The following is a 20,852-nucleotide window of genomic DNA, read 5'->3' as shown; positions in this document are numbered from 1 at the left end:
GGGGTTGTCGGTGGACGTCACCCCTCGTCCGCATAGCGGTACGAGCGTCCACCGGCGTTCGAAGTGCCGTCAACCGTTGATCACACGGCAGGTCGCTGAAGACGGGCAACGAACTTATAACGGTCGCCGCGATATACCGATCGCACCCATTCGACCGGTTCGCCTTCGGCGTCCAGCGAGTGCCGCGAGAGCATCAGCATCGGCAGGCCCACGTCCGTGCCGAGCAGCCCGGCCTCGCGCGGGGTGGCGAGGGAGGTCTCGATGGTCTCCTCGGCCTCCGCGAGCCGGACGTCGTACACCTCGGCGAGGGCGGTGTAGAGGGAGGTGTACTTGGCGAGCGAGCGGCGCAGCGCGGGGAAGCGCTTGGCCGACAGGTGCGTGGTCTCGATGGCCATCGGTTCGCCGCTGGCCAGGCGCAGGCGCTCGATGCGCAGCACCCGCCCGCCGGTGGCGATCTTGAGCAGGCCGGCGAGGGTGTCGTCGGCGGTCACGTAGCCGATGTCGAGGAGCTGGGAGGTGGGCTCCAGGCCCTGGGCGCGCATGTCCTCGGTGTAGGAGGACAGTTGCAGCGGCTGGGAGACCTTGGGCTTGGCGACGAAGGTGCCCTTGCCCTGGATGCGCTCCAGCCGTCCCTCGACCACCAGCTCCTGCAGTGCCTGCCGGACGGTGGTCCGGGAGGTGTCGAACTCGGCCGCGAGCGTACGCTCCGGCGGTACTGGAGTGCCGGGGGGTAGCGTTTCGGTCATGTCGAGCAAGTGCCGCTTGAGTCGGTAGTACTTGGGCACACGTGCCGTTCGAGTGGCTGGTCCGCTCTCCGGCTCCGTGGTCGCCCCTTCGGTGGACATCGCCGCCCGCCTTCCCGACTCCAGTTTCGCTGCCGTCACCGGCTCCTCCGATATGTGCGGTCACATGGTGACACGGGTGGGAGGGCAGGCCTCCTCCCTCCCCCAGGTGTCGGTCCGATAACGGACCGAGCACCCGCTCATTAGACCCTTGACACCCCTAAAGGTCTAGGCCAAGCTCCCGGTACTGGTCTACACCAATATGGATCAGATCCCGGCCCCACGGCAGTACTTCGTATGTATGTCACCGCGGCGGGCGAGGGAAGTGCAGAGCATCCCTGAGGAGGGTGGCGTGAAGCGCAAGCTCATCGCGGCGGTGGGAGTCGCCGGCATGGTAATCGGCCTGGCGGCATGCGGTGACTCGGGTAGCAAGGCGGGCGGCGACGGCAAGGCCTCCGACGCCAAGGAGCTGACGGTCTGGCTGACCGTCGACGCCCAGAAGAACTGGCCCGACCTGGTGAAGGCCGCCGACGACGCCATCGTCGCGAAGCACCCGGGCCTGACCGTCAAGCACGAGTACTACGGCTGGCCGGACAAGAACGCCAAGCTGGACGCCGTACTCGCCACGGACAAGGCCCCGGACGTCGTCGAGATGGGCAACTCCGAGATGATCGGCTACATGTCGACCGGAGCCTTCGCCGAGGTCGACCCCTCGAAGTTCGAGAACTCCGCCGCGTGGCTCGACGCCCTCAAGCAGTCCGTCACCTACGAGGGCAAGACCTACGGCGTCCCCTACTACGCCGGTGGCCGTGTCGGCACCTGGCGCAAGGACGTCGCCGCCGAGGCCGGCGTCACCGCCACCCCGAAGTCCTGGGCCGAGTACACCGCCGCCCTGGACAAGATCCAGGCGGCCAAGGGCGACAAGTTCAGCGCCCTCTACCAGCCGTCCCCCGACTGGTACGCGGCCATGTCCTTCGTCTACGACGCCGGCGGCGCCATCGCCAAGAAGGACGGCGGCAAGTGGAAGGGCTCCCTGTCCTCCCCCGAGTCGCTGAAGGGGCTCAAGCAGTACAAGGAGCTCCTCGACAAGTACATGCACGCCGACAAGACCAAGGACGAGTCGGACCGCCCGGTCGTCTTCGGCCAGGGCAACTCCGCCGCGATCTTCGCCGCCGCGTGGGAGGGCAGCACCGCCGCCACCCCGGAGAACGACAAGGTCGGCGGCCTGACGGACAAGCTGGAGAACTTCGTCCAGCCCGGCCCCAACGGCAAGAACCTCCCGGTCTTCCTCGGCGGCTCCGACCTGGCCGTCCCCACCAAGTCCAAGGCCCAGGACATCGCGGCCGAGTGGATCAACGCCTTCACCGGCGCCCAGGGCCAGAAGGGCCTGATCGCCAAGGGCAACCTGCCGAACAACAAGACGGACCTCGGCCCGCTGAAGGCCGACCCGAAGACCCAGGTCGCCGCCACGGCCGCCGAGTCCTCCTGGTTCGTCCCCACCGCCCCCGGCTGGGGCCAGGTCGAGAAGGCCAAGATCCTCCAGACGATGCTCCGTGACCTCGGTACCGGCAGCAAGTCGGTCGAGGACGCGGCCAAGGCCGCCGACGCCGAGATCGACAAGGTCATCAACACCAAGTGACCTGAAGTCGCAGGGCCCCGCCGGACGGCGGGGCCCTGCCGACCGTCAAGAGAGGGACTTCCGAGGAGCGCGCGATGAGTGCCGCACAGACAACCACCGCCGAACTGCCGCCGGCGAAGCAGCAGACCTCCCCCGGAGCCGGGAGCGGAAGCACGGGCACGCCGGCGAAGCCCAGCCGCAAGGGGAGCGGCGCCACCCCCTGGCTGCTGCTGGCACCCTGCCTGCTGATCATCGTCCTCATCATGGGCTACCCGCTCTACAGACTGGTGTCCCTCTCCTTCCAGAAGTTCGGCAAGTCCGAACTCTGGGGCTTCAAGGACCCCGAGTGGGTCGGGTTCGACAACTTCTCGAGGATCCTCGGCGACGGCGTCTTCTGGTCCGTCGTCCTGCGCACGGTCCTCTTCGCGGCGGGCGCGGTCATCTTCACGATGGTCATCGGCATGCTCATCGCGCTGCTGCTCCAGAAGGTCTCCGGCTTCGTCAAGATCCTCATCAGCATCGCCCTCGTGGCGAGCTGGGGCATGCCGATCATCGTCGCCACCGCCGTCTTCAAATGGCTCTTCGACGCCGACTACGGCGTCCTCAACTACCTGCTGAGCAAGCTCCCCGGCGTGGACATGGTCGGCCACAACTGGTTCGCCAGCGGCCCCCAGGGCCTCGCGGTGATCATGCTCCTCGTGGTCTGGGGCGCCGTGCCGTTCGTGGTCATCACCCTCAGCGCGGGCCTCACGCAGGTCCCCAAGGAACTGGAAGAGGCGGCCCGCCTCGACGGCGCCGGCGCCTGGGGCGTGTTCCGGCACGTCACCCTGCCCATCCTGAAGCCGATCATCGTCATGCTGACGACCCTCTCCGTGATCTGGGACATGGGCGTCTTCCCGCAGGTCTTCGTGATGCGCAACGGCAACCCCGAGGCCAAGTTCCAGCTGCTGACCACCTACTCGTACCAGCAGGCCTTCACCGTCAACGACTACGCGACCGGCTCCGCGATCGCCCTGGTGACCGTGCTGCTGCTGCTCGGCGTCGTCGCCGTCTACATGCGCCAGATGCTCAAGATCGGAGAGGTGGAGTGACCTCGACCACCGCGCCCGCCGCACCCGCCGCGCCCCTCAAGCGCGTGAGGAAGTCCAAGCTCGGCTGGAACCTCATCGGCCTGCTGGTCTTCGTCGTCGTGGGCTTCCCCGTCTACTGGATGCTCAACACCGCGTTCAAGCCGGCCAAGGACGCGATCGACCCGAACCCCCACTTCTTCCCCACCACGTTCACGCTGGCCAACTTCCGGCGCGCCCTGGAGATCTCCGACTTCTGGGGGCCGGTCGGGCGCAGCCTGATCGTCTCCAGCGTCGTGGTCGTCATCGGCATCGCCGTCGGCATGCTGGCGGCCCTGGCCATCTCCCGCTTCGCCTTCCGCGGCCGCAAGGCCGTGATCGTGGGCATCCTGGCCGTCCAGATGATCCCGCTCGTCGCGATGATCATCCCGGTCTTCCTGCTGCTGAACGACCTCGGCCAGTACGACAAGCTCACCGGCCTGATCATCACCTACCTGACCTTCATCCTCCCCTTCACGGTCTGGACGCTGCGCGGCTTCATCGTGAACATCCCCAAGGAGCTGGAGGAGGCGGCCCAGGTCGACGGCTGCACCCCCACCGGCGCGTTCATCCGGGTGGTCTTCCCGCTGCTCGCCCCGGGCATGGTCGCCACCTCCGTGTACGGGTTCATCCAGGCGTGGAACGAGTACCTCTACGCCCTGATGCTGATGAGCCAGCAGAAGCAGACGGCCACGGTGTGGCTCGGGAACTTCACCACGCTGCACGGCACCGAGTTCGCCCCGATGATGGCCGGCTCCACCATGATGGCGATCCCGATCGTGGCCCTGTTCCTCGTCGTCCAGCGCAAGATGGCCGCGGGCCTCACCGCCGGCGCCGTGAAGGGATAACGGCCGTGACGATCCTCGCGCACCACACCGACACCCTGACCCGCGACGCGCTCGCCGTCCTCCAGCCCGGCTTCGAGGGCACCACCGCCCCCTCCTGGCTGCTGCGCCACATCGGCGAGGGCCTCTCCTCCGTCGGCCTCTTCGGCCGCAACATCACCGCGCCCGAGCAGCTCGCCGCGCTCACCGCCCAGCTGCGCCGCGAGCGGGAGGACCTCCTCGTCGCCATCGACGAGGAGGGCGGCGACGTCACCCGCCTGGAGGTCCGGGGCGGCTCCTCCTTCCCGGGCAACCTGGCGCTCGGCGCCGTCGACGACACGGACCTGACCCGCGGGGTCGCCCGCGAGCTGGGCCGCCGCCTCGCCGAGTGCGGAGTGAACTTCAACTGGGCCCCGTCCGCCGACGTCAACTCCAACCCCGACAACCCGGTCATCGGCGTGCGCTCCTTCGGCTCCGACACCGGTCTCACCGCCCGCCACACCGCCGCGTACGTCCAGGGCCTCCAGTCGGCCGGGGTCGCCGCCTGCACCAAGCACTTCCCGGGCCACGGCGACACCAACGTCGACTCCCACCACGCGCTGCCCCGCATCGACGTGGACCTGGACACCCTCCAGGCCCGCGAGCTGGTCCCGTTCCGGGCGGCCATCGAAGCCGGCACCAAGGCCGTCATGAGCGCCCACATCCTGGTGCCCGCCCTCGACCCGACCCGCCCCGCCACCCTCAGCCCGCAGATCCTCACCGGTCTGCTGCGCAAGGAACTCGGCTACGAGGGGCTCATCGTCACCGACGGCATGGAGATGAACGCCATCGCCGGCACGTACGGCATCGAGCGCGGCTCGGTGCTGGCCATCGCGGCCGGCGCCGATGCCATCTGCGTCGGCGGGGGCCTCGCCGACGAGGCGACCGTGCTGCGCCTGCGCGACGCGCTGGTCGCCGCCGTCCGCGAGGGCACGCTGCCCGAGGAGCGGCTCGCCGACGCCGCCGAGCGGGTGCGCGCCCTCGCCGGATGGACCTTCCGGGCCCGGCCGGACGCGCGGCGGGAGGGGAGCCGCGCGTCCGGCATCGGCCTGGAGGCCGCCCGCCGCGCCCTGGCCGTGACGGGCACCCCGTCCCCCGTGGCCGCCCCGTACGTCGCCACGCTCGCCCCGGTGGCGAACATCGCGGTCGGTGACGAGACCCCCTGGGGGGTGGCCGAGGAGCTGGCCGCCCTGGTCCCGGGGACCGCCTCGGGCGTCTACGCCGAGGGCTCGGGCGCCGAGGACGTGCTGGCGGCCGCGGGGGAGCGCACGGTCGTCGCGGTGGTCCGCGACGCGCACCGGCACCCGTGGATGACCGGTGCGCTGGACGCCCTGGTCGCCGCGCGGCCCGACACCGTGGTCGTGGAGATGGGCCTGCCGCGCGCCGAGCCGCGCGGGGCGCTGTACATCGCCACGCACGGCGCCGCCCGGGTCTGTGGGCGGGCCGCGGCCGAGGTCGTCGCCGGCGTCCGGTAGTCCGCCGGGCACATGCGGAAGGGCCGGGCCCCCGAGGAGGGGGGCCCGGCCCTTGTCCGTCGCTCCCGCGCTCCTACAGGCCCTGCCAGGCGGGCTTGTTCACGTAGGTGTGGCGGAAGTAGTCGGCCAGCTTCAGCTTGGAGGCGGCGGCCTCGTCCACGACGACGGTGGCGTGCCGGTGCAGCTGGAGCGCGGAGGCCGGGACCAGGGCCGACAGCGGGCCCTCGACGGTCTGGGCGACCGCCTCGGCCTTGCCCTCGCCGGTGGCCAGCAGGACCAGGTGGCGGGCGTCGAGGATGGTGCCGATGCCCTGGGTGATGACGTGGTGCGGCACCTGGTCCATGTCGTTCTCGAAGAAGCGCGCGTTGTCCACGCGGGTCTGCTCCGTGAGCGTCTTGATGCGGGTGCGGGAGGCCAGGGAGGAGCAGGGCTCGTTGAAGCCGATGTGCCCGTCGGTGCCGATGCCCAGCAGCTGGAGGTCCACCCCGCCGGCGTCGGCGAGGGCCTGGTCGTAAGCCTCGCAGGCCGCCTGGACGTCGGCGGCGGAGCCGTCCGGGCCCATGAAGGACTCCTCGGTCAGGCCCAGGGGCTCCACGACCTCGCGCAGCACGACGGCGCGGTAGGACTCCGGGTGCCCGGCGGGCAGGCCGACGTACTCGTCGAGCTGGCAGATCCGGGCGCGGGAGGCGTCGACCTCGCCGGCCGCGACCTTGGCGGCGAGCGCCTCGTAGATGGGCAGCGGGGTAGAGCCGGTCGCCACGCCCAGCAGGGCGTCGGGCTTGCGGCGGACCAGGGCGGCCATGGCCTCCGCGATGAGCTCGCCGCCTGCCTTGGCGTCCGGGACGATGACAACTTCCACGCGGGGCCTGCCGATCTGAGAGTCGTGTGTGGTATAGACCAATCTAGCAGAGCGGCCCCGCCCGCGGAGGCCCTCCGCCACATCCATCGTCCCGCCGTTCCGGGCCTCGCGCCCGGTCGGCCCGCCGCCCCGGACCGGGCCGGCGGCGCGATGTCCGGGGTGCCCGGTAGTGGTCGCTACAGAAAGGACACGTATCGGATTCGATAGCGACCGCTATAGAATCGTCCGCATGGTGACAGGACAGCGCGGCAGGCCCCGCTCCTTCGACCGGGACGCCGCCCTCGACAAGGCGATGCTGACCTTCTGGGAACACGGCTACGAAGCCACGTCCATCTCCGACCTGACCCGCACCCTGGGCATCGGCGCGCCCAGCCTCTACGCGGCCTTCGGCGACAAGCGCAAGCTCTTCGACGAGGTCGTCGTGGTCTACGGCAGCCGCTACGGGGACTTCGCCGGCGTCGCGCTCCGCGAGGAGCCCACCGCCGGCGCGGCCATGGGGCGGATCCTGCGGGAGGCGGCCGAGATCTACACCGACCCGGCCCACCCGCCGGGCTGCATGGTGATCAGCGCCGCGGCCAACACCACCTCGCAGGAGGTGGCCGACGCCCTGCGCGAGCGCCGCCTGGCCACCCTGGCCATGTTCGAGACCAGGATCAGGGCCGACATCGCGAGCGGGGTGCTGCCCGCGGACACGGACGCGCGGATGCTGGCCCGCTACGCCGGAGCGGTGCTCCAGGGCATGAGCCAGCAGTCGCGCGACGGGGCGACCCGGGAGGAGCTGGAGGCGGTGGCGGAGCGGGCGCTGCTGGCCTGGCCGCGATGAACCGGCGCACTCGGGCCTGATGCCGCGGGGAATTCCGCACGCATTCGATCCCGGATTTCCTCTGGGCCACGGTGCAGGACGGGACCCTCAACCCGTCCGGCACCGTAGCCCGGAGTACTTACGGCCGTCAGGTGTGCGGTTCCCGGCGGCCGGTGGGAGGTGTCTGCGCGGTCAGGGCAGAACGCGCGGCCACCTCGATCCGTCCTCCTGTGCGGGGAGGGCGGAAGCTTCGGTCAATTGTGGACTAGACCAATCTGTCCTGTCCATCCAAAGCGCGGACCTACTGGCCCGTCACTTCCTCCAACAGTACGCGGAGTGCGCCCGTCCTGGATACTCCCGAGTACCGGTCGTGGGGAAAGTCATCCCCGTACCCGGGGTACGCTCGCAATGTGCCCTCCATGAACGATCTCGTACGCCAGCACACCGCCCTCGGTGAAACCGACCTGGAGTGGCTGCACCTGCTGGTCTCGGAGTGGCAGCTGCTCTCCGACCTGTCCTTCGCGGACCTGGTCCTGTGGGTCCCCACCCTCGACGGCACCCGCTACGTCTCCGTCGCGCAGATGCGGCCGAACACCGGCCCCACCTCGTACCAGGACGACATGGTCGGCCACCTCGTGCCGCGCGGCCGCCGCCCGCTGCTCGACGCCGCGCTGGACGAGGGCCGGATCGTGCGCGAGGGCGACCCGGAGTGGCGCGAGGAGGTGCCGGTCCGCGTCGAGTCGATCCCCGTCCGCCGCGAGGGCCGGGTCCTCGGCGTGATCGCGCGCAACACCAACCTGCTCACTGTGCGTACACCCAGCCGGCTGGAGCTGACCTACCTCCAGTCCGCCTCCGACCTCGCGCAGATGATCGCCGCGGGCTCCTTCCCGTTCCCCGGCCAGCAGGTCGACATGGACGCCTCCCCGCGCGTCGGAGACGGCCTGATGCGCGTCGACGCCGACGGCGTGGTGACCTACGCGTCCCCCAACGCCCTCTCCGCCTACCACCGGCTCGGCCTCGCCGCCGACCTGGTCGGCCAGCACCTGGGCACCACCACCGCCGAACTCGCCCCCTCCCGCGGCCCGGTGGACGAGGCCCTCGCCAAGCTCGCCAGCGGCTGGGCCCCCCGCGAGACCGAAGTCGAGGGCAACGGCGGGGTCATCCAGCTCCGTGCGATCCCGCTCAAGCCCAAGGGGACCCGGATCGGCTCCCTGGTCCTGTGCCGCGACGTCACCGAACTGCGCCGTCGCGAACGTGAACTGATCACCAAGGACGCCACCATCCGGGAGATCCACCACCGGGTGAAGAACAACCTCCAGACGGTGGCCGCGCTGTTGCGCCTCCAGGCCCGCCGGATGGACTCGGAGAGCGGCCGCGAGGCGCTCAACGAGGCGGTGCGGCGCGTCGGTTCGATCGCGATCGTGCACGAGACCCTCTCTCAGAACCTGGACGAGCGGGTCGAGTTCGACGAGATCGCCGACCGGGTCATCGCGATGGTCGCCGAGATCTCGCCCGGCAAGGTGCAGTGCCGGCGCGTCGGACGGTTCGGGATCCTGGACGCGGAGGTGGCCACTCCGCTGTCGATGGTGCTGACCGAGATCCTCCAGAACGCCCTGGAGCACGCCTTCACCCAGGGGGAGGGCGGCACGGTCGAGGTGACCGCCGCCCGCAGCGGCTCGGGCCGCGCCGACGGCCGGCTGCTGATCACCATCCTCGACGACGGCTCCGGCCTGCCCGAGGGCTTCGACCCGCAGACGGCCGGCAACCTCGGGCTGCAGATCGTCCGCACCCTCGTGGAGGGCGAGCTCGGCGGCACCTTCGACATGGTCCGCGCGGAGCCGCGCGGCACCAAGGTCGTCCTCGACGTGCCGGTCAGCTCCCCGAAGTAGCCCACCGGGCGCCTTCACGCAGAGTGACGGCTCCAGGACGGGGACAGCACTGAGCCCCGGACCGAAGGGTGATCGGTCCGGGGCTCAAGAGCACGTTGCTGAGCGCTATACGGGTACTACGCGCTGCGCGTCGAGGCTCGAAAGTCGATATCAGGCGCTGGCGTTGCGCGCCCGGTTGCGAGCGGCGCGGCGCTTCATGGCGCGGCGCTCGTCCTCGCTCAGGCCGCCCCAGACACCGGAGTCCTGGCCGGACTCGAGCGCCCACTGCAGGCACTGCTCCATGACGGGGCAACGGCGGCAGACGGCCTTGGCTTCCTCGATCTGCAGCAGCGCAGGACCGGTGTTGCCGATGGGGAAGAAGAGCTCGGGGTCTTCCTCGCGGCAAACGGCGTTGTGACGCCAGTCCATGGCTGCTCCATCTCCTTGTATTGCGGGCAGGTTGCTTGTGAATGTGAACGCTTTCACGAATCCCCCCGTGAGGGAAGGGCCGACGCCCAGTTGCCTGGTGCGGTCCAAGATTCGTGGTGGGGTTCTGGCGCTCTGTGTGGGTGCCGGGTTCTGCGGGCTGTCCCGATCGCCATGTAGAGATTCGCAAACCTCGGACGGGGATACAACCCCTTCCGGAAAGTTTTTTTGGATTCGTCGGTGTCGACTAGGTCACAGCCCTAGTTCCTAGGGGTGGACCGGCGTGTAAACGTTCGACTGAAAGGATTTTGGACTCTTCTACTCACACAATCACACGCAGTGCACGGCGAACGCCTGTGAACCGAACGCTGGTGCGCACTCCGAGGTGATCGCCGTCCATCTGGAAAGGGAGGGGAACCTTCGAATGCAAGGTGAAGTCGGTCAGATCGTGCAGAGACACCGCATGCTTGCCGTGCGGACCGCGCTCAGGAGTCGAGGTCAGGAGCTGTGTCGCGTACCGCGCGACCGCCGGAGTTGACAAACGGTCCAGCGCCAATACGTCAAGCGCGGTATCGAACGAGGCCTCCGGAGAGGCGTACAGCGGGCGATTTCCCAGGTACGTCCACGGCGAGGTGTTGCAGACTATCGACAGCACCAGATCCGTCACCGGATCCATGTCCGGCCGCTCCAGCGTGATCGTCCCGTGCCGGCGGTTGGGCTCCTCCCAGAACTGCCGCATCAGCTGTCGTACATACAGGGCGTGCGTCGAACGCTTGCCGCGCTCCCGCTGCTGCTCGACCCGCCCCACCACACCCGCGTCGAAACCGAAGCCCGCGCAGAACGTGAACCAGCGCGACGGGACCGACTCGTCCTCCGTGCCCGGCGCCCCCGCGGCCAGCCCTAGCCCCACCGTCCGCTCGCGCCGCTCCCGCAGCGCGTCCAGCAGGGCGCCCGTCGCCTCGACCGAATCGTTCGGCAGCCCGAGCGCACGGGCGAAGACGTTCGTGGAACCGCCCGGCACCACCGCCAGCCGCGGCAGGTTCTCCGGATCCGGGCCGTCGTGCAGCAGCCCGTTCACCACCTCGTTGACGGTGCCGTCCCCGCCCAGCGCCACCACCAGGTCCAGCCCCTCGTGCGCGGCCCTGCGCCCCAGGTCACGGGCGTGCCCCCGGTACTCGGTGGTCACCGCCTCCAGCTTCATCTCGCTGGCCAGGGCGTGCGTCAGGACGTCGCGCGTGCGCGCACTGGTGGTCGTCGCTGCTGGGTTGGCCACGAGAAGTGCACGCATGGTCGCCAGACTACCCACCCCCGCGCACCCGCCCCCTACCGACCGTCCCCGTCCGGGCCCGCCCCGCCGCGGCTACCCTGCTGGGGTGAGCAAGAAGCCGAGCCCCCGTACCCCCGCAGCGTCCCCCGACGGCCCCGCCGACGCGACCGCGGAGCCCAAGAAGCTGCCCGGCCGGCTGACCGCGGCCGCCGCGCTGACCGCCCTGGAGGGCCTGGCCCTCGCCGGCCTCGGCGTCTACATGCTGTTCGTCGGCATCGCCGGCCACCCCGACTCCCCCCAGCAGGCCGAGACCGGCGGAGCGACCCTGCTCGCCCTCGCCGCGCTCCCGCTGATCGCGGCCCGCGGGCTGCGCCTGGGCCGCCGCTGGAGCCGCGGGCCCGCGCTGATCACCCAGCTCATGGCCCTCCCCGTCGCCTGGACCCTGTGGACCACCGGCGGCGCGATGACCGCCGCCGCCGTGGCCCTCGCCCTGGCGGCGGTGGCCGTCACCGCGCTCCTGGTGAACCCGACGGCGACCGAGGCACTGGGCATCGGACCCGCGGACCAGGCCCGATAACCCCTCCAGCCCCCGTCGATCACTCCTCGACGAGGAGCTTGTCCCGCAGCTGGGCCAACGTCCGCGCCAGCAGCCGGGAGACGTGCATCTGCGAGATGCCCACCTCCTGGGCGATCTGCGACTGGGTCATGTTCCCGAAGAAACGCAGCAGCAGGATCCGCTTCTCCCGCGGCGGCAGCCCCTCCAGCAGCGGCTTGAGCGACTCGCGGTACTCGACGCCCTCCAGCGCCTCGTCCTCCGAGCCCAGGGTGTCCGCCACCGCCGGCGACTCGTCGTCGGTGTCCGGCACGTCCAGCGACAGCGTGCTGTAGGCGTTGGCCGACTCCAGCCCCTCCAGCACCTCCTCCTCGGAGATCCCCAGCCGCTCGGCCAGCTCGTGCACCGTCGGCGAGCGGCCGTGCTGCTGGGACAGTTCCGCCGTGGCCGTCGTCAGCGACAGCCTCAGCTCCTGCAGGCGCCGCGGCACCCGCACCGCCCAGCCCTTGTCCCGGAAGTGCCGCTTGATCTCGCCGACCACCGTCGGGGTGGCGTACGTCGAGAACTCCACCCCCCGGTCCGGATCGAACCGGTCCACCGACTTGATCAGGCCGATCGTCGCCACCTGCGTCAGGTCGTCCAGCGGCTCGCCCCGGTTGCGGAACCGCCGCGCCAGGTGCTCGACCAGCGGCAGGTGCATCCGCACCAGCCGGTTGCGCAGCTCCGCCCGCTCCGCGGACCCGTCGGGCAGCTCGCGCAGCTCGAAGAAGAGCGCCCGCGCGCCACTGCGGTCCCGCGGATCCGGCAGCGCCACGTGCACCTCGTCCGGCACCTCCGGGGCCAGGGCCTCCGATGGCTGTGGTTGGTCGTGCTGGTTCTCGCTCATAGGGCCCGCCCGTCGCTCCGCCGAGTCCAAAAAGCCGTCTTCCGCATCCGCGTCAGCCGGGTGCGGCCGGGCGTGGTGCTGCTCCGGGATGCCGCCGTCGACCTCGTGCCTCACCCGGGGCCGATCCCCGCCCCGCACCGGGATCTCCCCGCCGCTCACGCCGGGCCTGGTCCCGCGCCGCGCTGTTTGTAGAGGCTGATGCTCACCGTCCGGTTGTCCTCGACCGTCGCCTCGACCTTGCCGGCCAGCGCCGACAGCACGGTCCACGCGAACGTGTCCCGCTCCGGCGCGCGCCCGTCGGTGGTGGGCGCGGAGACGGTCACTTCCAGTGAATCGTCGATCAACCGGAAGACGCAGCTGAGGACGGAGCCCGGCACGGCCTGCTGGAGCAGGATCGCGCAGGCCTCGTCCACCGCGATGCGGAGGTCCTCGATCTCGTCGAGGGTGAAGTCCAACCGTGCCGCGAGACCGGCCGTGGCCGTTCGCAGCACCGACAGGTAGGCACCCGCAGCCGGCAGCCGGACTTCCACGAAGTCCTGGGTCCCGGGCTCGCCTGCGATCTGGGACACCCTCACCTCCAAGGTGGTACGAGCTCTGTTCGCCGGTGACGCTATCGCGATCCGGGCGATCGTGTCGCGGCACCCCTCATGGCGCCCTCTGTGGAGCGCCCGGGCCGACCCCACCTCTGTGCAGTGACTGATGGTAAGCCCACGGGTACACACAGTGGCTAGGGGTCTGCGGGCCCAAATCGGGGGAACCGGCGGAGGGTTGAACTACCCCGCCTCAGACGATCGAACCGTCGACAAAACACCAACGCCACGTCTCGCCCGGTTCGAAGCTGCGCATCACCGGATGACCCGTCTCCTGGTGGTGCGCGGTGGCGTGCCGGTGGGGAGAGCTGTCACAGCAGGCCACGTACCCGCACCCGAGGCACATCCGAAGCTGGACCGGATGGCTCCCGAGCACCTCACATTCCGGGCAGGTCAGTGCACGCGGGACAGGCTCGGGGCGCGGCAGTTCGGCAACGTGGGTGCACTCGCTCATGATGGCCAGGTTACGGCCACGGCGCGGGTGGGACATCGGCGACGACGGATGGGGATGGATCTTCGATGGAGGTATTGCCGCTGGTGGCGCTGGTGGCGGTGAGCGCCGCCGTGGCGGGGGCGGCCCGGCGCACCCCCGTGCCGGCGCCGCTGCTGCTGGTCGCCGTGGGGCTCGTCGCGGCGTACGTGCCCGGGGTGCCCTCGTACGCCCTCGACCCGCACATCGTGCTGCCGCTGCTGCTCCCGCCGCTGCTGCACACGGCCGCGGTCGACAGTTCGTACCTGGACCTGCGGGCCAACGTACGGCCGATCGCCCTGCTCTCGGTGGGGTACGTGCTGTTCGCGACGCTCGCGGTGGGCTGGGTGACGTACCTGGTCGTGCCCGGGCTGTCCCTGCCGGTGGCCCTGGTGCTGGGCGCGGTCATCGCCCCGCCGGACGCCGTCGCCGCCACCGCGATCGCCCGCCGGCTCGGACTGCCGAACCGGGTGACGACCATCCTGCAGGGCGAATCCCTGGTGAACGACGCCACCGCCATCACCGCCTACAAGGTGGCCCTGGCCGCCGCCGTCGGGACGGGCGCCGGCTGGTCCGGCGGACTCGCCGAGTTCCTGCTGGCCTCGGTGGGAGGCGTCGGGGTGGGCCTGCTCCTGATGGTCCCGATCCACCAGCTGAGGAAACGGCTGCGGGAGCCGCTGCTCCAGAACACCCTCTCCCTGCTGATCCCCTTCGTGGCGTACGCGGCCGCCGAGCGGGTGCACGCGTCGGGCGTCCTGGCCGTGGTGGTCGTCGCCCTCTACCTGGGGCACCGCAACTGGCAGGTCGACTTCGCGACCCGGCTCCAGGAGGAGGCGGTGTGGAAGGTCGTCGCGTTCGTCCTGGAGTCGGTGGTCTTCGCCCTCATCGGCCTCCAGCTGCCGGTGGTCCTCAAAGGGCTGGGGGAGTACGAGGGGCTGGCCGCCGCCTGGTACGCCGTCGTGGTGTTCCTCGCCGTGGTGGTGGCCCGCTTCCTGTGGGTGTTCCCGGCGACCTTCGTGCCGCGGTGGGTCTCGGAACGCATCCGCGCCCGGGAACCCGACACCGACTGGAAGTCCCCGGTGATCGTGGGGTGGGCCGGGATGCGGGGGGTGGTCTCCCTGGCGATCGCCTTCTCGGTGCCGATGAGCGTGCCGCACCGCAACCTGATCCTCTTCCTCACCTTCACGACGGTGATCGGCACCCTGGTCGTCCAGGGCCTGACCCTCCCGCCGCTGATCCGGGCGCTGAAACTGCCGCCGCGCGACGCCCAGGCCGAAACCCTGGCCGAGGCCCAGGCCCAGAGCGAGGCCTCCCGGGCGGCGGAGGAACGCCTCACGGAACTCCTGGCGGACCCGGCGAACAGCAGCCTGCCGCCACCCCTGGCGGACCGCCTGCGCACGGTCATGGAACGCCGCCGCAACGCGGTGTGGGAGCGCCTGGGCGAGCTCAACCCCCTGACGGGCGAGTCGGCGGACGACGTCTACCGGAGGCTGGCCAGGGAGATGATCGAGGCCGAACGGGAGGTCTTCGTGACCCTCCGCGACCGCCGCCGCATCGACGACGAGATGCTACGGGGCCTGCTGCGCCGCCTGGACCTGGAGGAGGCGGCGGCGTACAGGGAGGAAACGGGATAGGGCACGCTCCCGGTTCCGTCGGGGCCCGCCGCGAGGGGGCGATGGCGGGTCCCTACGCCCGCCCCGTCACCACCGCCGTCACCGTCGTGCCGCGTTCGAACGCCCCCGCTTCCGTCAGGGTCGTCAGGGCCCGGAGGAGCTTCGCGACGTAGATGCGTTCCACCGGGAGGCCGTGGCGGGACTCGAAGTCCTTCGCGAAGGCTTCGAGCGACGGGGGGACGCGGGCGTAGCCGCCGTGGTCGTGGCCCTCGGCCAGGGTCCAGTTGGGGGTCGGGGCGCCGAAGGCGGCCGTCTGGAGGGAACGTATCTCCGGGCCCAGGAAGCCGCCCGCCAGGACCGGGACGCCCAGGGCGCGCTGGTCCGGGCCCAGGCCGGCCGCCAGGCCGGCCAGGGTGCCTCCCGTGCCGCAGGCGACGGCCACCACGTCGCCGGCGCCCCGCAGTTCGCGTCCCAGCTCCGCGCAGCCGGTGAGGGCGAGCGGGTTGCTCCCGCCCTCCGGGACCAGATAGGCGTCCTGGGCCCCGGCGGCGGTCAGCAGGCGGGACAAGGCCTCCGGCTCGGCCTTGCGCCGGTACTCCGAGCGGGTGACGAAGTGCAGCCGCATGCCGTCCGCCGCGCAGCGGGCCAGGGAGGCGTTGAGGGGGCGGTCCGCGAGCTCGTCGCCCCGGACGACGCCGACCGTCTCCAGGCCGAGCAGCCGCCCGGCGGCCGCGGTGGCGCGGAGGTGGTTGGAGTAGGCGCCGCCGAAGGTGACGAGCCGGTCGTGGCCCGCCTCCAGGGCCGCCCGGAGGTTCGGCGCGAGCTTGCGCCACTTGTTGCCCGGGAGCTGCGGGTGGACGAGGTCGTCCCGCTTGAGGAGGAGCCGCACCCCCTGCGCGGCGAAGCGTTCGTCGGCCGCCTCGACGAGAGGGGACGGCGGGCGGGGGCGCAGCTCGGGGTGGGTCACCCGTCCATTGTCACTTCAGCCGGTCGGCCACACGTTCGCGTAGCCAGTCCATCGTGAAGCCCTTGGGGTCGATCTTGCCCGGCTGCCATTCGAGGTGGCCGATGACCGAGCGGGCGCCCCAGTCGTGGACGCGGCACAGGGCCGCCGCCGCGCGGGTGATGGCGTCGAGCTGGACGGCGGGCCAGGGGTCCTCGCCGTCACCGAGGTTCTCGCATTCGAAGCCGTAGAAGTAGCGGTTGCCGTCGGTGTCGGCCCGGTGGTCCGGGGGGAGGCGGCGCTCCGCGACGACGGCCGCGAGGACGTCGGAGTCGCCGGCGCCGGCGTGGTTGGCGCGGCCGTAGCCGACGAGGTGGACGCGGCCGTCCTTGGTGATGACCCCGTGGCAGAGCGGGCCGGGCAGGGCGCGGTCCCCGTCGCGGCAGAGTTGCACGGTGTAGGCGGTGCCGTGGGTGACGGTGTGGTGGATCATCACCCCGTGCACCGGCCCCCAGGGGCCCTTGTGGTTGCGGTTGTGCGTGCGCCAGCTGCCGACCTCGACGACGGTCAGACCTTCGGCGCGCAGGGCGTGGATGAAGCGGTCCGCGGACATGGGTGCGGACATGGCCGCCTCCCTTACGGTACGTGCTCGGTTCGTTACGTACCGGTGTAGTGGAGGCGGCCATTCCGTGGCTAGGGCGGGTTTCGGCCACGCGCGACCGGACCCTGGAGGATGCCCACCCGGGCCGGGAGTAGTCCCACTCTTTTGTGTAATGGTCCGACCGCATTGCGTGCTGAAAGGGTTCTCTATCGCAGACCATGGAGTGATCGAAAGGCGAAGACATGTCGGTCCAGGCGGGCTCCGAATCCGAAGCCCAGACACCGCAGCGCAGTCTCGGCACCGCGGCCGCGCGGAACTTGGCGAGCACCACCAAGTCCGCCCCGCAGATGCAGGAGATCACCTCGCGGTGGCTCCTGAAGATGCTCCCCTGGGTCTCGGTGCAGGGCGGCACCTACCGCCTCAACCGCCGCCTCAGCTACTCGGTCGGCAACGGCATCGTGGAGTTCGTCAAGACGGGCCGCCAGGTCCAGGTCATCCCCGCCGAACTCGGCGAACTGCCCCTCCTGCGCGACTACACCGAAGAGGACGTCCTCACCGAACTCGCCGCCCGCTGCCGGCAGCTCGACTTCGAGGCCGGCCAGGAGCTCACCTCCTTCGGCAGCCCCGCCGACCAGGTCTTCCTCCTCGCCCACGGCCGCATCGACCATATCGGCCCCGGCCCCTACGGCGACGACGCCGTCCTGCGCACCGTCGCCGACGGCGCCTACTTCGGCGAGGACGCCCTCACCGACGAAGAGGCCATCTGGGAGTACACCGCCCGCGCCGCCACCCCCGGCACGGCCCTCGTCCTGACCCGCCAGGACTTCCAGATCCTCGCCGACCGCGTCCCCTCGCTCCGCGCCCACGTGGACAGCGTGAGCACACAGCCCGAGCGGCACGCCAACCCGTACGGCGAGGCCGCCATCGAGCTCTCCGCCGGCCACCACGGCGAAGCCGTGCTCCCCGGCACCTTCGTCGACTACGAGGCCCGCCCCCGCGAGTACGAACTCTCCATCGCGCAAACGGTCCTGCGCGTCCACACCCGCGTCGCCGACCTCTACAACCACCCGATGAACCAGACCGAACAGCAGCTCCGGCTGACGGTCGAGGCGCTGCGGGAGCGCCAGGAGCACGAGATGCTCAACAACCCCGACTTCGGCCTCCTCCACAACGCCGACTACGACCAGCGCGTCCAGCCCCACGACGGCGCGCCCACCCCCGACGACTTCGACGCGCTGCTCGCCATGCGCCGCGACTCGAACCTGTTCCTGGCCCACCCCAAGGCCATCGCCGCCTTCGGCCGCGAGTGCAACAAGCGCGGCCTCTACCCCGAGACCGTCGACGTCGCCGGGACCCGGGTTCCGGCCTGGCGGGGCGTGCCCATCTTCCCGTCCAACAAGATCCCGATCAGCGACGCCCGGACGACGTCCATCCTCTGCATGCGCACCGGCGAGGAGAACCAGGGCGTGATCGGGCTCCACCAGCCCGGGATCCCCGACGAGATCGAGCCGAGCATGTCGGTCCGCTTCATGGGCATCAGCGAGCAGGCGATCATCTCCTACCTGGTCACCGCCTACTTCTCCGCCGCCGTCCTCGTCCCCGACGCGCTCGGCGTGCTGGAGAACGTCGAGATCGGCCGCTGGCGCTGATGGCCGCGCACACCGTCGCCGCCGGCGAGGGACAGGAGGCGGCCGCCCTCCTGGACGGCACGAGGGAAGCGGTCGACCCCGAGCTCCGGCGGGCCGTGGAGAGCCTGCCCGCCCCCACCCGGCGGGTGGCGATGTACCACTTCGGCTGGGCGGACGAGGACGGCGGACCGGCCGCCGTCGGCGCGGGCAAGGCCATCCGGCCGGCCCTCGTCCTCGCCTCGGCGCGTGCCCTGGGCGGTCCGCAGGGCAGCCCCGGCTCCGCGGTGCGGGCGGCGGCCGCGGTGGAGCTGGCGCACAACTTCACCCTGCTGCACGACGACGTCATCGACAACGACGCCCGCCGCCGCGGACGGCCCACCGCCTGGACCGTCTTCGGGATCCCGGACGCCCTGCTCACGGGCGACGCGATGATGGCGCTCGCCCTGCGGTTGCTCGCCGACGACCCGCATCCGGCCTCGGCGCGGGCCTCGGCCCGCCTCGCGGCCTGCATCGTCGAGCTGTGCGCCGGACAGCAGGCGGACTGCGCCTTCGAGCGGCGTTCCTCCGTCTCCCTGGAGGAGTGCCTGGCCATGGCCACGGCCAAGACCGGCGCCCTCCTGGGCTGCGCCTGCGCGGTCGGCGCGCTGTACGCGGGCGCCGGGCCGGAGGAGGTCGAGGCGATGGACGCCTTCGGCCGGGAGGCGGGCCTGGCCTTCCAGCTGATCGACGACCTGATCGGCATCTGGGGGGACCCCGGGCACACCGGCAAGCCCGCCGGGGCCGACCTGCTCGCCCGCAAGAAGTCCCTTCCCGTGGTGGCGGCCCTCACCTCCGGCACCGAGGCGGGGGAGGAGCTCGCCGCCCTGTACGCCGGGCCCATGACCGGCGACGAGGACGTCCCTCGGGCCGCCCGGGCCGTGGAGCGGGCCGGCGGCCGCGACTGGGCGCAGGACCACGCCGCCGACCGGATGGGCCGGGCGGTGCAGGAGCTGTCCCGCGCGGTGCCGGACGTGGCGGCGGCGGGCGGGCTGCTGGCGCTCGCGGAGTTCGTGACGCGCCGTACGAAGTAGGCGGGGCGGTTGGCCCGTTCCGGCACCGCGGGGGTGCCGGAACGGGCCTTTCCGCGCGCTCCGGCCAACTCTAGGATCACTCGCGGTAGTTGACGTGCGAGTGAAAGGCGTGACCTGTGGTGCTGGAGATACGTCAGGCGGATCGGTCGGACCGGGACGCCGTCGCGCGCCTGCTGGACGAGGCCTTCCGCAGCGACCCGGTCAGCTCCTGGGTCTTCCCCGACCCCGCGCACCGCGCCGCCGTCCACGGCAGGTTCCTCGGGGTCTTCGTCGACGTGGCCCTGGCCGAGGGCCGGATCGACTACGCCGCCGACGGCTCGGCGGCCGCGCTGTGGCTGCGGATCCCGGCCGGCGAACCGGAGGGGGAGGACGAGGTGCCGGCCCGGATGCGCGAGGTGGCCGACCCCGGCAACGAACGCTGCGAGCTCGTCGGACGGCTCACGGGGGCGGTCCACCCCACCGCCGAGGAGCACGAGTACCTGCTCATGATCGCGGTCGCGCCCGGCCGGCAGGGCGAGGGGCTGGGCACCGAGCTGATCCGGCCCGTCCTGGAACGCTGCGACCGGGACGGGGTCCCCGCGTACCTGGAGGCGAGCAGCGAGCGGAGCATGCGGCTCTACGAGCGGCTGGGGTGGGAGTTCACCGGCGAGGCGGTGCGGCTGCCCCAGGGCCCGCTGATGTGGCCCATGTGGCGCAAGCCGCGGGGGAGCGGGAGCGGGGGCCTCGCGTAACCGGGCCTTGCGTAACCACTTCAAGCGAAGTACTTTGACTGTCGTGCCACGGAGCGTGGCACCCCCTCACGGAAGAAGCCCCGCTTGCGCAAGCTCACGTACTTCATCGCCACCACCGTCGACGGGTTCATCGGAGCCCCGGACGGCGATGCCGATTTCATGTACGCCTACGCCGACCAGGAGTTCGTCGGACACCTGATCGCCGAATACCCCGAGACCATCGCCGCCGCCGGCCGCGCCCACCTCGGCCTCGCCGACGTGCCGCCCAAGCGGTTCGACGCGGTGATCATGGGCCGCCGCACCTACGAGCCGGGCCTCAAGGCCGGTATGACCAGCCCCTACGGCCACTTCCGGGAGCAGTACGTCGTCTCCCGCTCCCTCACCGAGGCACCCGCCCCCGACGTGCGGCTGATCAGCGGGGACATCGCCGCCGAGGTCCGCGGGCTCAAGGCGCGGGACGGGCTCGGCATCTGGCTGTGCGGCGGCGCCGACCTCGCGGCCCAGCTGGCCGACGAGATCGACGAGTACGTCGTCAAGACCTACCCGGTCGTGGTGGGCACCGGCATGCCGATGTCCCGCACCGGTTTCGGGGTGCGGGAGCTGGAGCTGACCGGCTGCACCGCGTTCGGCGGCGGCCAGGTCGTCACCGCGTACACCGTCAAGCGCTGACCGGGCGGACGCGCGGAACCGGCCTACCGTGGA

At 71.2% G+C, this 20,852-nt stretch carries 21 protein-coding genes; 12 read left to right on the top strand and 9 right to left on the bottom strand.

Annotated features, from left to right (window positions below):
• Nucleotides 1–80: 80 nt before the first annotated feature.
• Nucleotides 81–845 (bottom strand): GntR family transcriptional regulator, encoded by a 765-nt coding sequence (locus ACFY0O_RS28060; RefSeq protein WP_358899310.1) that lies wholly within the window; start codon nt 843–845, stop codon nt 81–83.
• A 289-nt stretch (nt 846–1,134) separates the two neighbouring features.
• Here ACFY0O_RS28060 and ACFY0O_RS28055 point away from each other — a divergent pair, with 289 nt between their 5' ends.
• From ACFY0O_RS28055 to ACFY0O_RS28040, 4 genes are all read left to right on the top strand, one after another.
• Nucleotides 1,135–2,421 carry an extracellular solute-binding protein gene (locus ACFY0O_RS28055; RefSeq protein WP_358899311.1) on the top strand — a complete coding sequence of 429 codons (1,287 nt, stop codon included), beginning with the start codon at nt 1,135–1,137 and terminating at the stop codon, nt 2,419–2,421.
• A gap of 74 nt (nt 2,422–2,495) precedes the next feature.
• Nucleotides 2,496–3,491, top strand: coding sequence for a carbohydrate ABC transporter permease (locus ACFY0O_RS28050; RefSeq protein ID WP_388951551.1), 996 nt, complete (start codon nt 2,496–2,498; stop codon nt 3,489–3,491).
• Nucleotides 3,488–4,354 carry a carbohydrate ABC transporter permease gene (locus ACFY0O_RS28045; RefSeq protein WP_388951548.1) on the top strand — a complete coding sequence of 289 codons (867 nt, stop codon included), beginning with the start codon at nt 3,488–3,490 and terminating at the stop codon, nt 4,352–4,354. The genes ACFY0O_RS28050 and ACFY0O_RS28045 overlap by 4 nt, the downstream gene beginning before the upstream one ends.
• Nucleotides 4,355–4,359: 5 nt before the next feature.
• Nucleotides 4,360–5,844 carry a glycoside hydrolase family 3 protein gene (locus tag ACFY0O_RS28040; protein ID WP_388951545.1) on the top strand — a complete coding sequence of 495 codons (1,485 nt, stop codon included), beginning with the start codon at nt 4,360–4,362 and terminating at the stop codon, nt 5,842–5,844.
• Between the two features lie 73 nt (nt 5,845–5,917).
• On the opposite strand, the gene nagB is transcribed toward ACFY0O_RS28040, so the two are convergent.
• A complete protein-coding gene (gene nagB, locus ACFY0O_RS28035; protein WP_388951543.1) occupies nt 5,918–6,703 on the bottom strand; it encodes a glucosamine-6-phosphate deaminase in 786 nt (261 codons plus the stop codon).
• Between the two features lie 229 nt (nt 6,704–6,932).
• Here nagB and ACFY0O_RS28030 point away from each other — a divergent pair, with 229 nt between their 5' ends.
• Both ACFY0O_RS28030 and ACFY0O_RS28025 read left to right on the top strand, forming a co-directional pair.
• Nucleotides 6,933–7,526 carry a TetR/AcrR family transcriptional regulator gene (locus ACFY0O_RS28030; protein ID WP_388951541.1) on the top strand — a complete coding sequence of 198 codons (594 nt, stop codon included), beginning with the start codon at nt 6,933–6,935 and terminating at the stop codon, nt 7,524–7,526.
• A 398-nt stretch (nt 7,527–7,924) separates the two neighbouring features.
• On the top strand, nt 7,925–9,394 hold the full coding sequence (locus ACFY0O_RS28025; RefSeq protein WP_358899388.1) for a PAS domain-containing sensor histidine kinase: 1,470 nt from the start codon (nt 7,925–7,927) through the stop codon (nt 9,392–9,394).
• Between the two features lie 150 nt (nt 9,395–9,544).
• Here ACFY0O_RS28025 and ACFY0O_RS28020 read toward each other — a convergent pair whose 3' ends face one another.
• Both ACFY0O_RS28020 and ACFY0O_RS28015 read right to left on the bottom strand, forming a co-directional pair.
• Nucleotides 9,545–9,802, bottom strand: coding sequence for a WhiB family transcriptional regulator (locus ACFY0O_RS28020; protein ID WP_003953983.1), 258 nt, complete (start codon nt 9,800–9,802; stop codon nt 9,545–9,547).
• Between the two features lie 319 nt (nt 9,803–10,121).
• Nucleotides 10,122–11,087, bottom strand: coding sequence for a diacylglycerol/lipid kinase family protein (locus ACFY0O_RS28015; protein ID WP_388951538.1), 966 nt, complete (start codon nt 11,085–11,087; stop codon nt 10,122–10,124).
• Between the two features lie 85 nt (nt 11,088–11,172).
• Between ACFY0O_RS28015 and ACFY0O_RS28010 the strand changes: the two genes are divergently transcribed.
• A complete protein-coding gene (locus ACFY0O_RS28010; RefSeq protein ID WP_388951535.1) occupies nt 11,173–11,643 on the top strand; it encodes a hypothetical protein in 471 nt (156 codons plus the stop codon).
• A gap of 19 nt (nt 11,644–11,662) precedes the next feature.
• Here ACFY0O_RS28010 and ACFY0O_RS28005 read toward each other — a convergent pair whose 3' ends face one another.
• The 3 genes from ACFY0O_RS28005 to ACFY0O_RS27995 all read right to left on the bottom strand — a co-directional run bounded on the left by ACFY0O_RS28005 (nt 11,663) and on the right by ACFY0O_RS27995 (nt 13,549).
• Nucleotides 11,663–12,649: an RNA polymerase sigma factor SigF gene (locus ACFY0O_RS28005; protein WP_388951667.1), complete on the bottom strand. Its 987-nt coding sequence runs from the start codon at nt 12,647–12,649 to the stop codon at nt 11,663–11,665.
• An 11-nt stretch (nt 12,650–12,660) separates the two neighbouring features.
• Nucleotides 12,661–13,074, bottom strand: coding sequence for an anti-sigma regulatory factor (locus ACFY0O_RS28000; RefSeq protein WP_042816094.1), 414 nt, complete (start codon nt 13,072–13,074; stop codon nt 12,661–12,663).
• A 214-nt stretch (nt 13,075–13,288) separates the two neighbouring features.
• Entirely contained in the window at nt 13,289–13,549 is a 261-nt protein-coding gene (locus ACFY0O_RS27995; RefSeq protein ID WP_358899385.1) for a UBP-type zinc finger domain-containing protein, read from the bottom strand.
• 65 nt (nt 13,550–13,614) lie between these two features.
• Between ACFY0O_RS27995 and ACFY0O_RS27990 the strand changes: the two genes are divergently transcribed.
• Entirely contained in the window at nt 13,615–15,198 is a 1,584-nt protein-coding gene (locus ACFY0O_RS27990) for a Na+/H+ antiporter (RefSeq protein WP_388951531.1), read from the top strand.
• Between the two features lie 52 nt (nt 15,199–15,250).
• On the opposite strand, the gene ACFY0O_RS27985 is transcribed toward ACFY0O_RS27990, so the two are convergent.
• Complete coding sequence (locus ACFY0O_RS27985; protein WP_388951529.1) at nt 15,251–16,144, bottom strand: 1-aminocyclopropane-1-carboxylate deaminase/D-cysteine desulfhydrase; 894 nt, start codon at nt 16,142–16,144, stop codon at nt 15,251–15,253.
• 10 nt (nt 16,145–16,154) lie between these two features.
• Nucleotides 16,155–16,745: an N-acetylmuramoyl-L-alanine amidase gene (locus tag ACFY0O_RS27980; RefSeq protein ID WP_358899382.1), complete on the bottom strand. Its 591-nt coding sequence runs from the start codon at nt 16,743–16,745 to the stop codon at nt 16,155–16,157.
• 218 nt (nt 16,746–16,963) lie between these two features.
• Between ACFY0O_RS27980 and ACFY0O_RS27975 the strand changes: the two genes are divergently transcribed.
• From ACFY0O_RS27975 to ACFY0O_RS27960, 4 genes are all read left to right on the top strand, one after another.
• Nucleotides 16,964–18,370, top strand: a complete 1,407-nt coding sequence (locus ACFY0O_RS27975; protein ID WP_388951525.1) for a family 2B encapsulin nanocompartment shell protein — start codon at nt 16,964–16,966, stop codon at nt 18,368–18,370.
• On the top strand, nt 18,370–19,419 hold the full coding sequence (locus ACFY0O_RS27970; protein WP_388951522.1) for a family 2 encapsulin nanocompartment cargo protein polyprenyl transferase: 1,050 nt from the start codon (nt 18,370–18,372) through the stop codon (nt 19,417–19,419). Before ACFY0O_RS27975 ends, ACFY0O_RS27970 begins: the two co-directional genes overlap by 1 nt.
• 116 nt (nt 19,420–19,535) lie before the next feature.
• Nucleotides 19,536–20,150: a GNAT family N-acetyltransferase gene (locus tag ACFY0O_RS27965; protein WP_388951519.1), complete on the top strand. Its 615-nt coding sequence runs from the start codon at nt 19,536–19,538 to the stop codon at nt 20,148–20,150.
• 84 nt (nt 20,151–20,234) lie between these two features.
• The gene (locus ACFY0O_RS27960; RefSeq protein WP_388951516.1) at nt 20,235–20,819 is read left to right on the top strand and encodes a dihydrofolate reductase family protein; all 585 of its coding nucleotides are present in this window, start codon (nt 20,235–20,237) and stop codon (nt 20,817–20,819) included.
• The last annotated feature ends 33 nt before the right edge of the window (nt 20,820–20,852 follow it).

This window comes from Streptomyces sp. NPDC001594 (assembly GCF_042893675.1).
Classification (GTDB): Bacteria; Actinomycetota; Actinomycetes; order Streptomycetales; family Streptomycetaceae; genus Streptomyces.
This window is presented reverse-complemented; position numbering and strand designations above follow the sequence as displayed.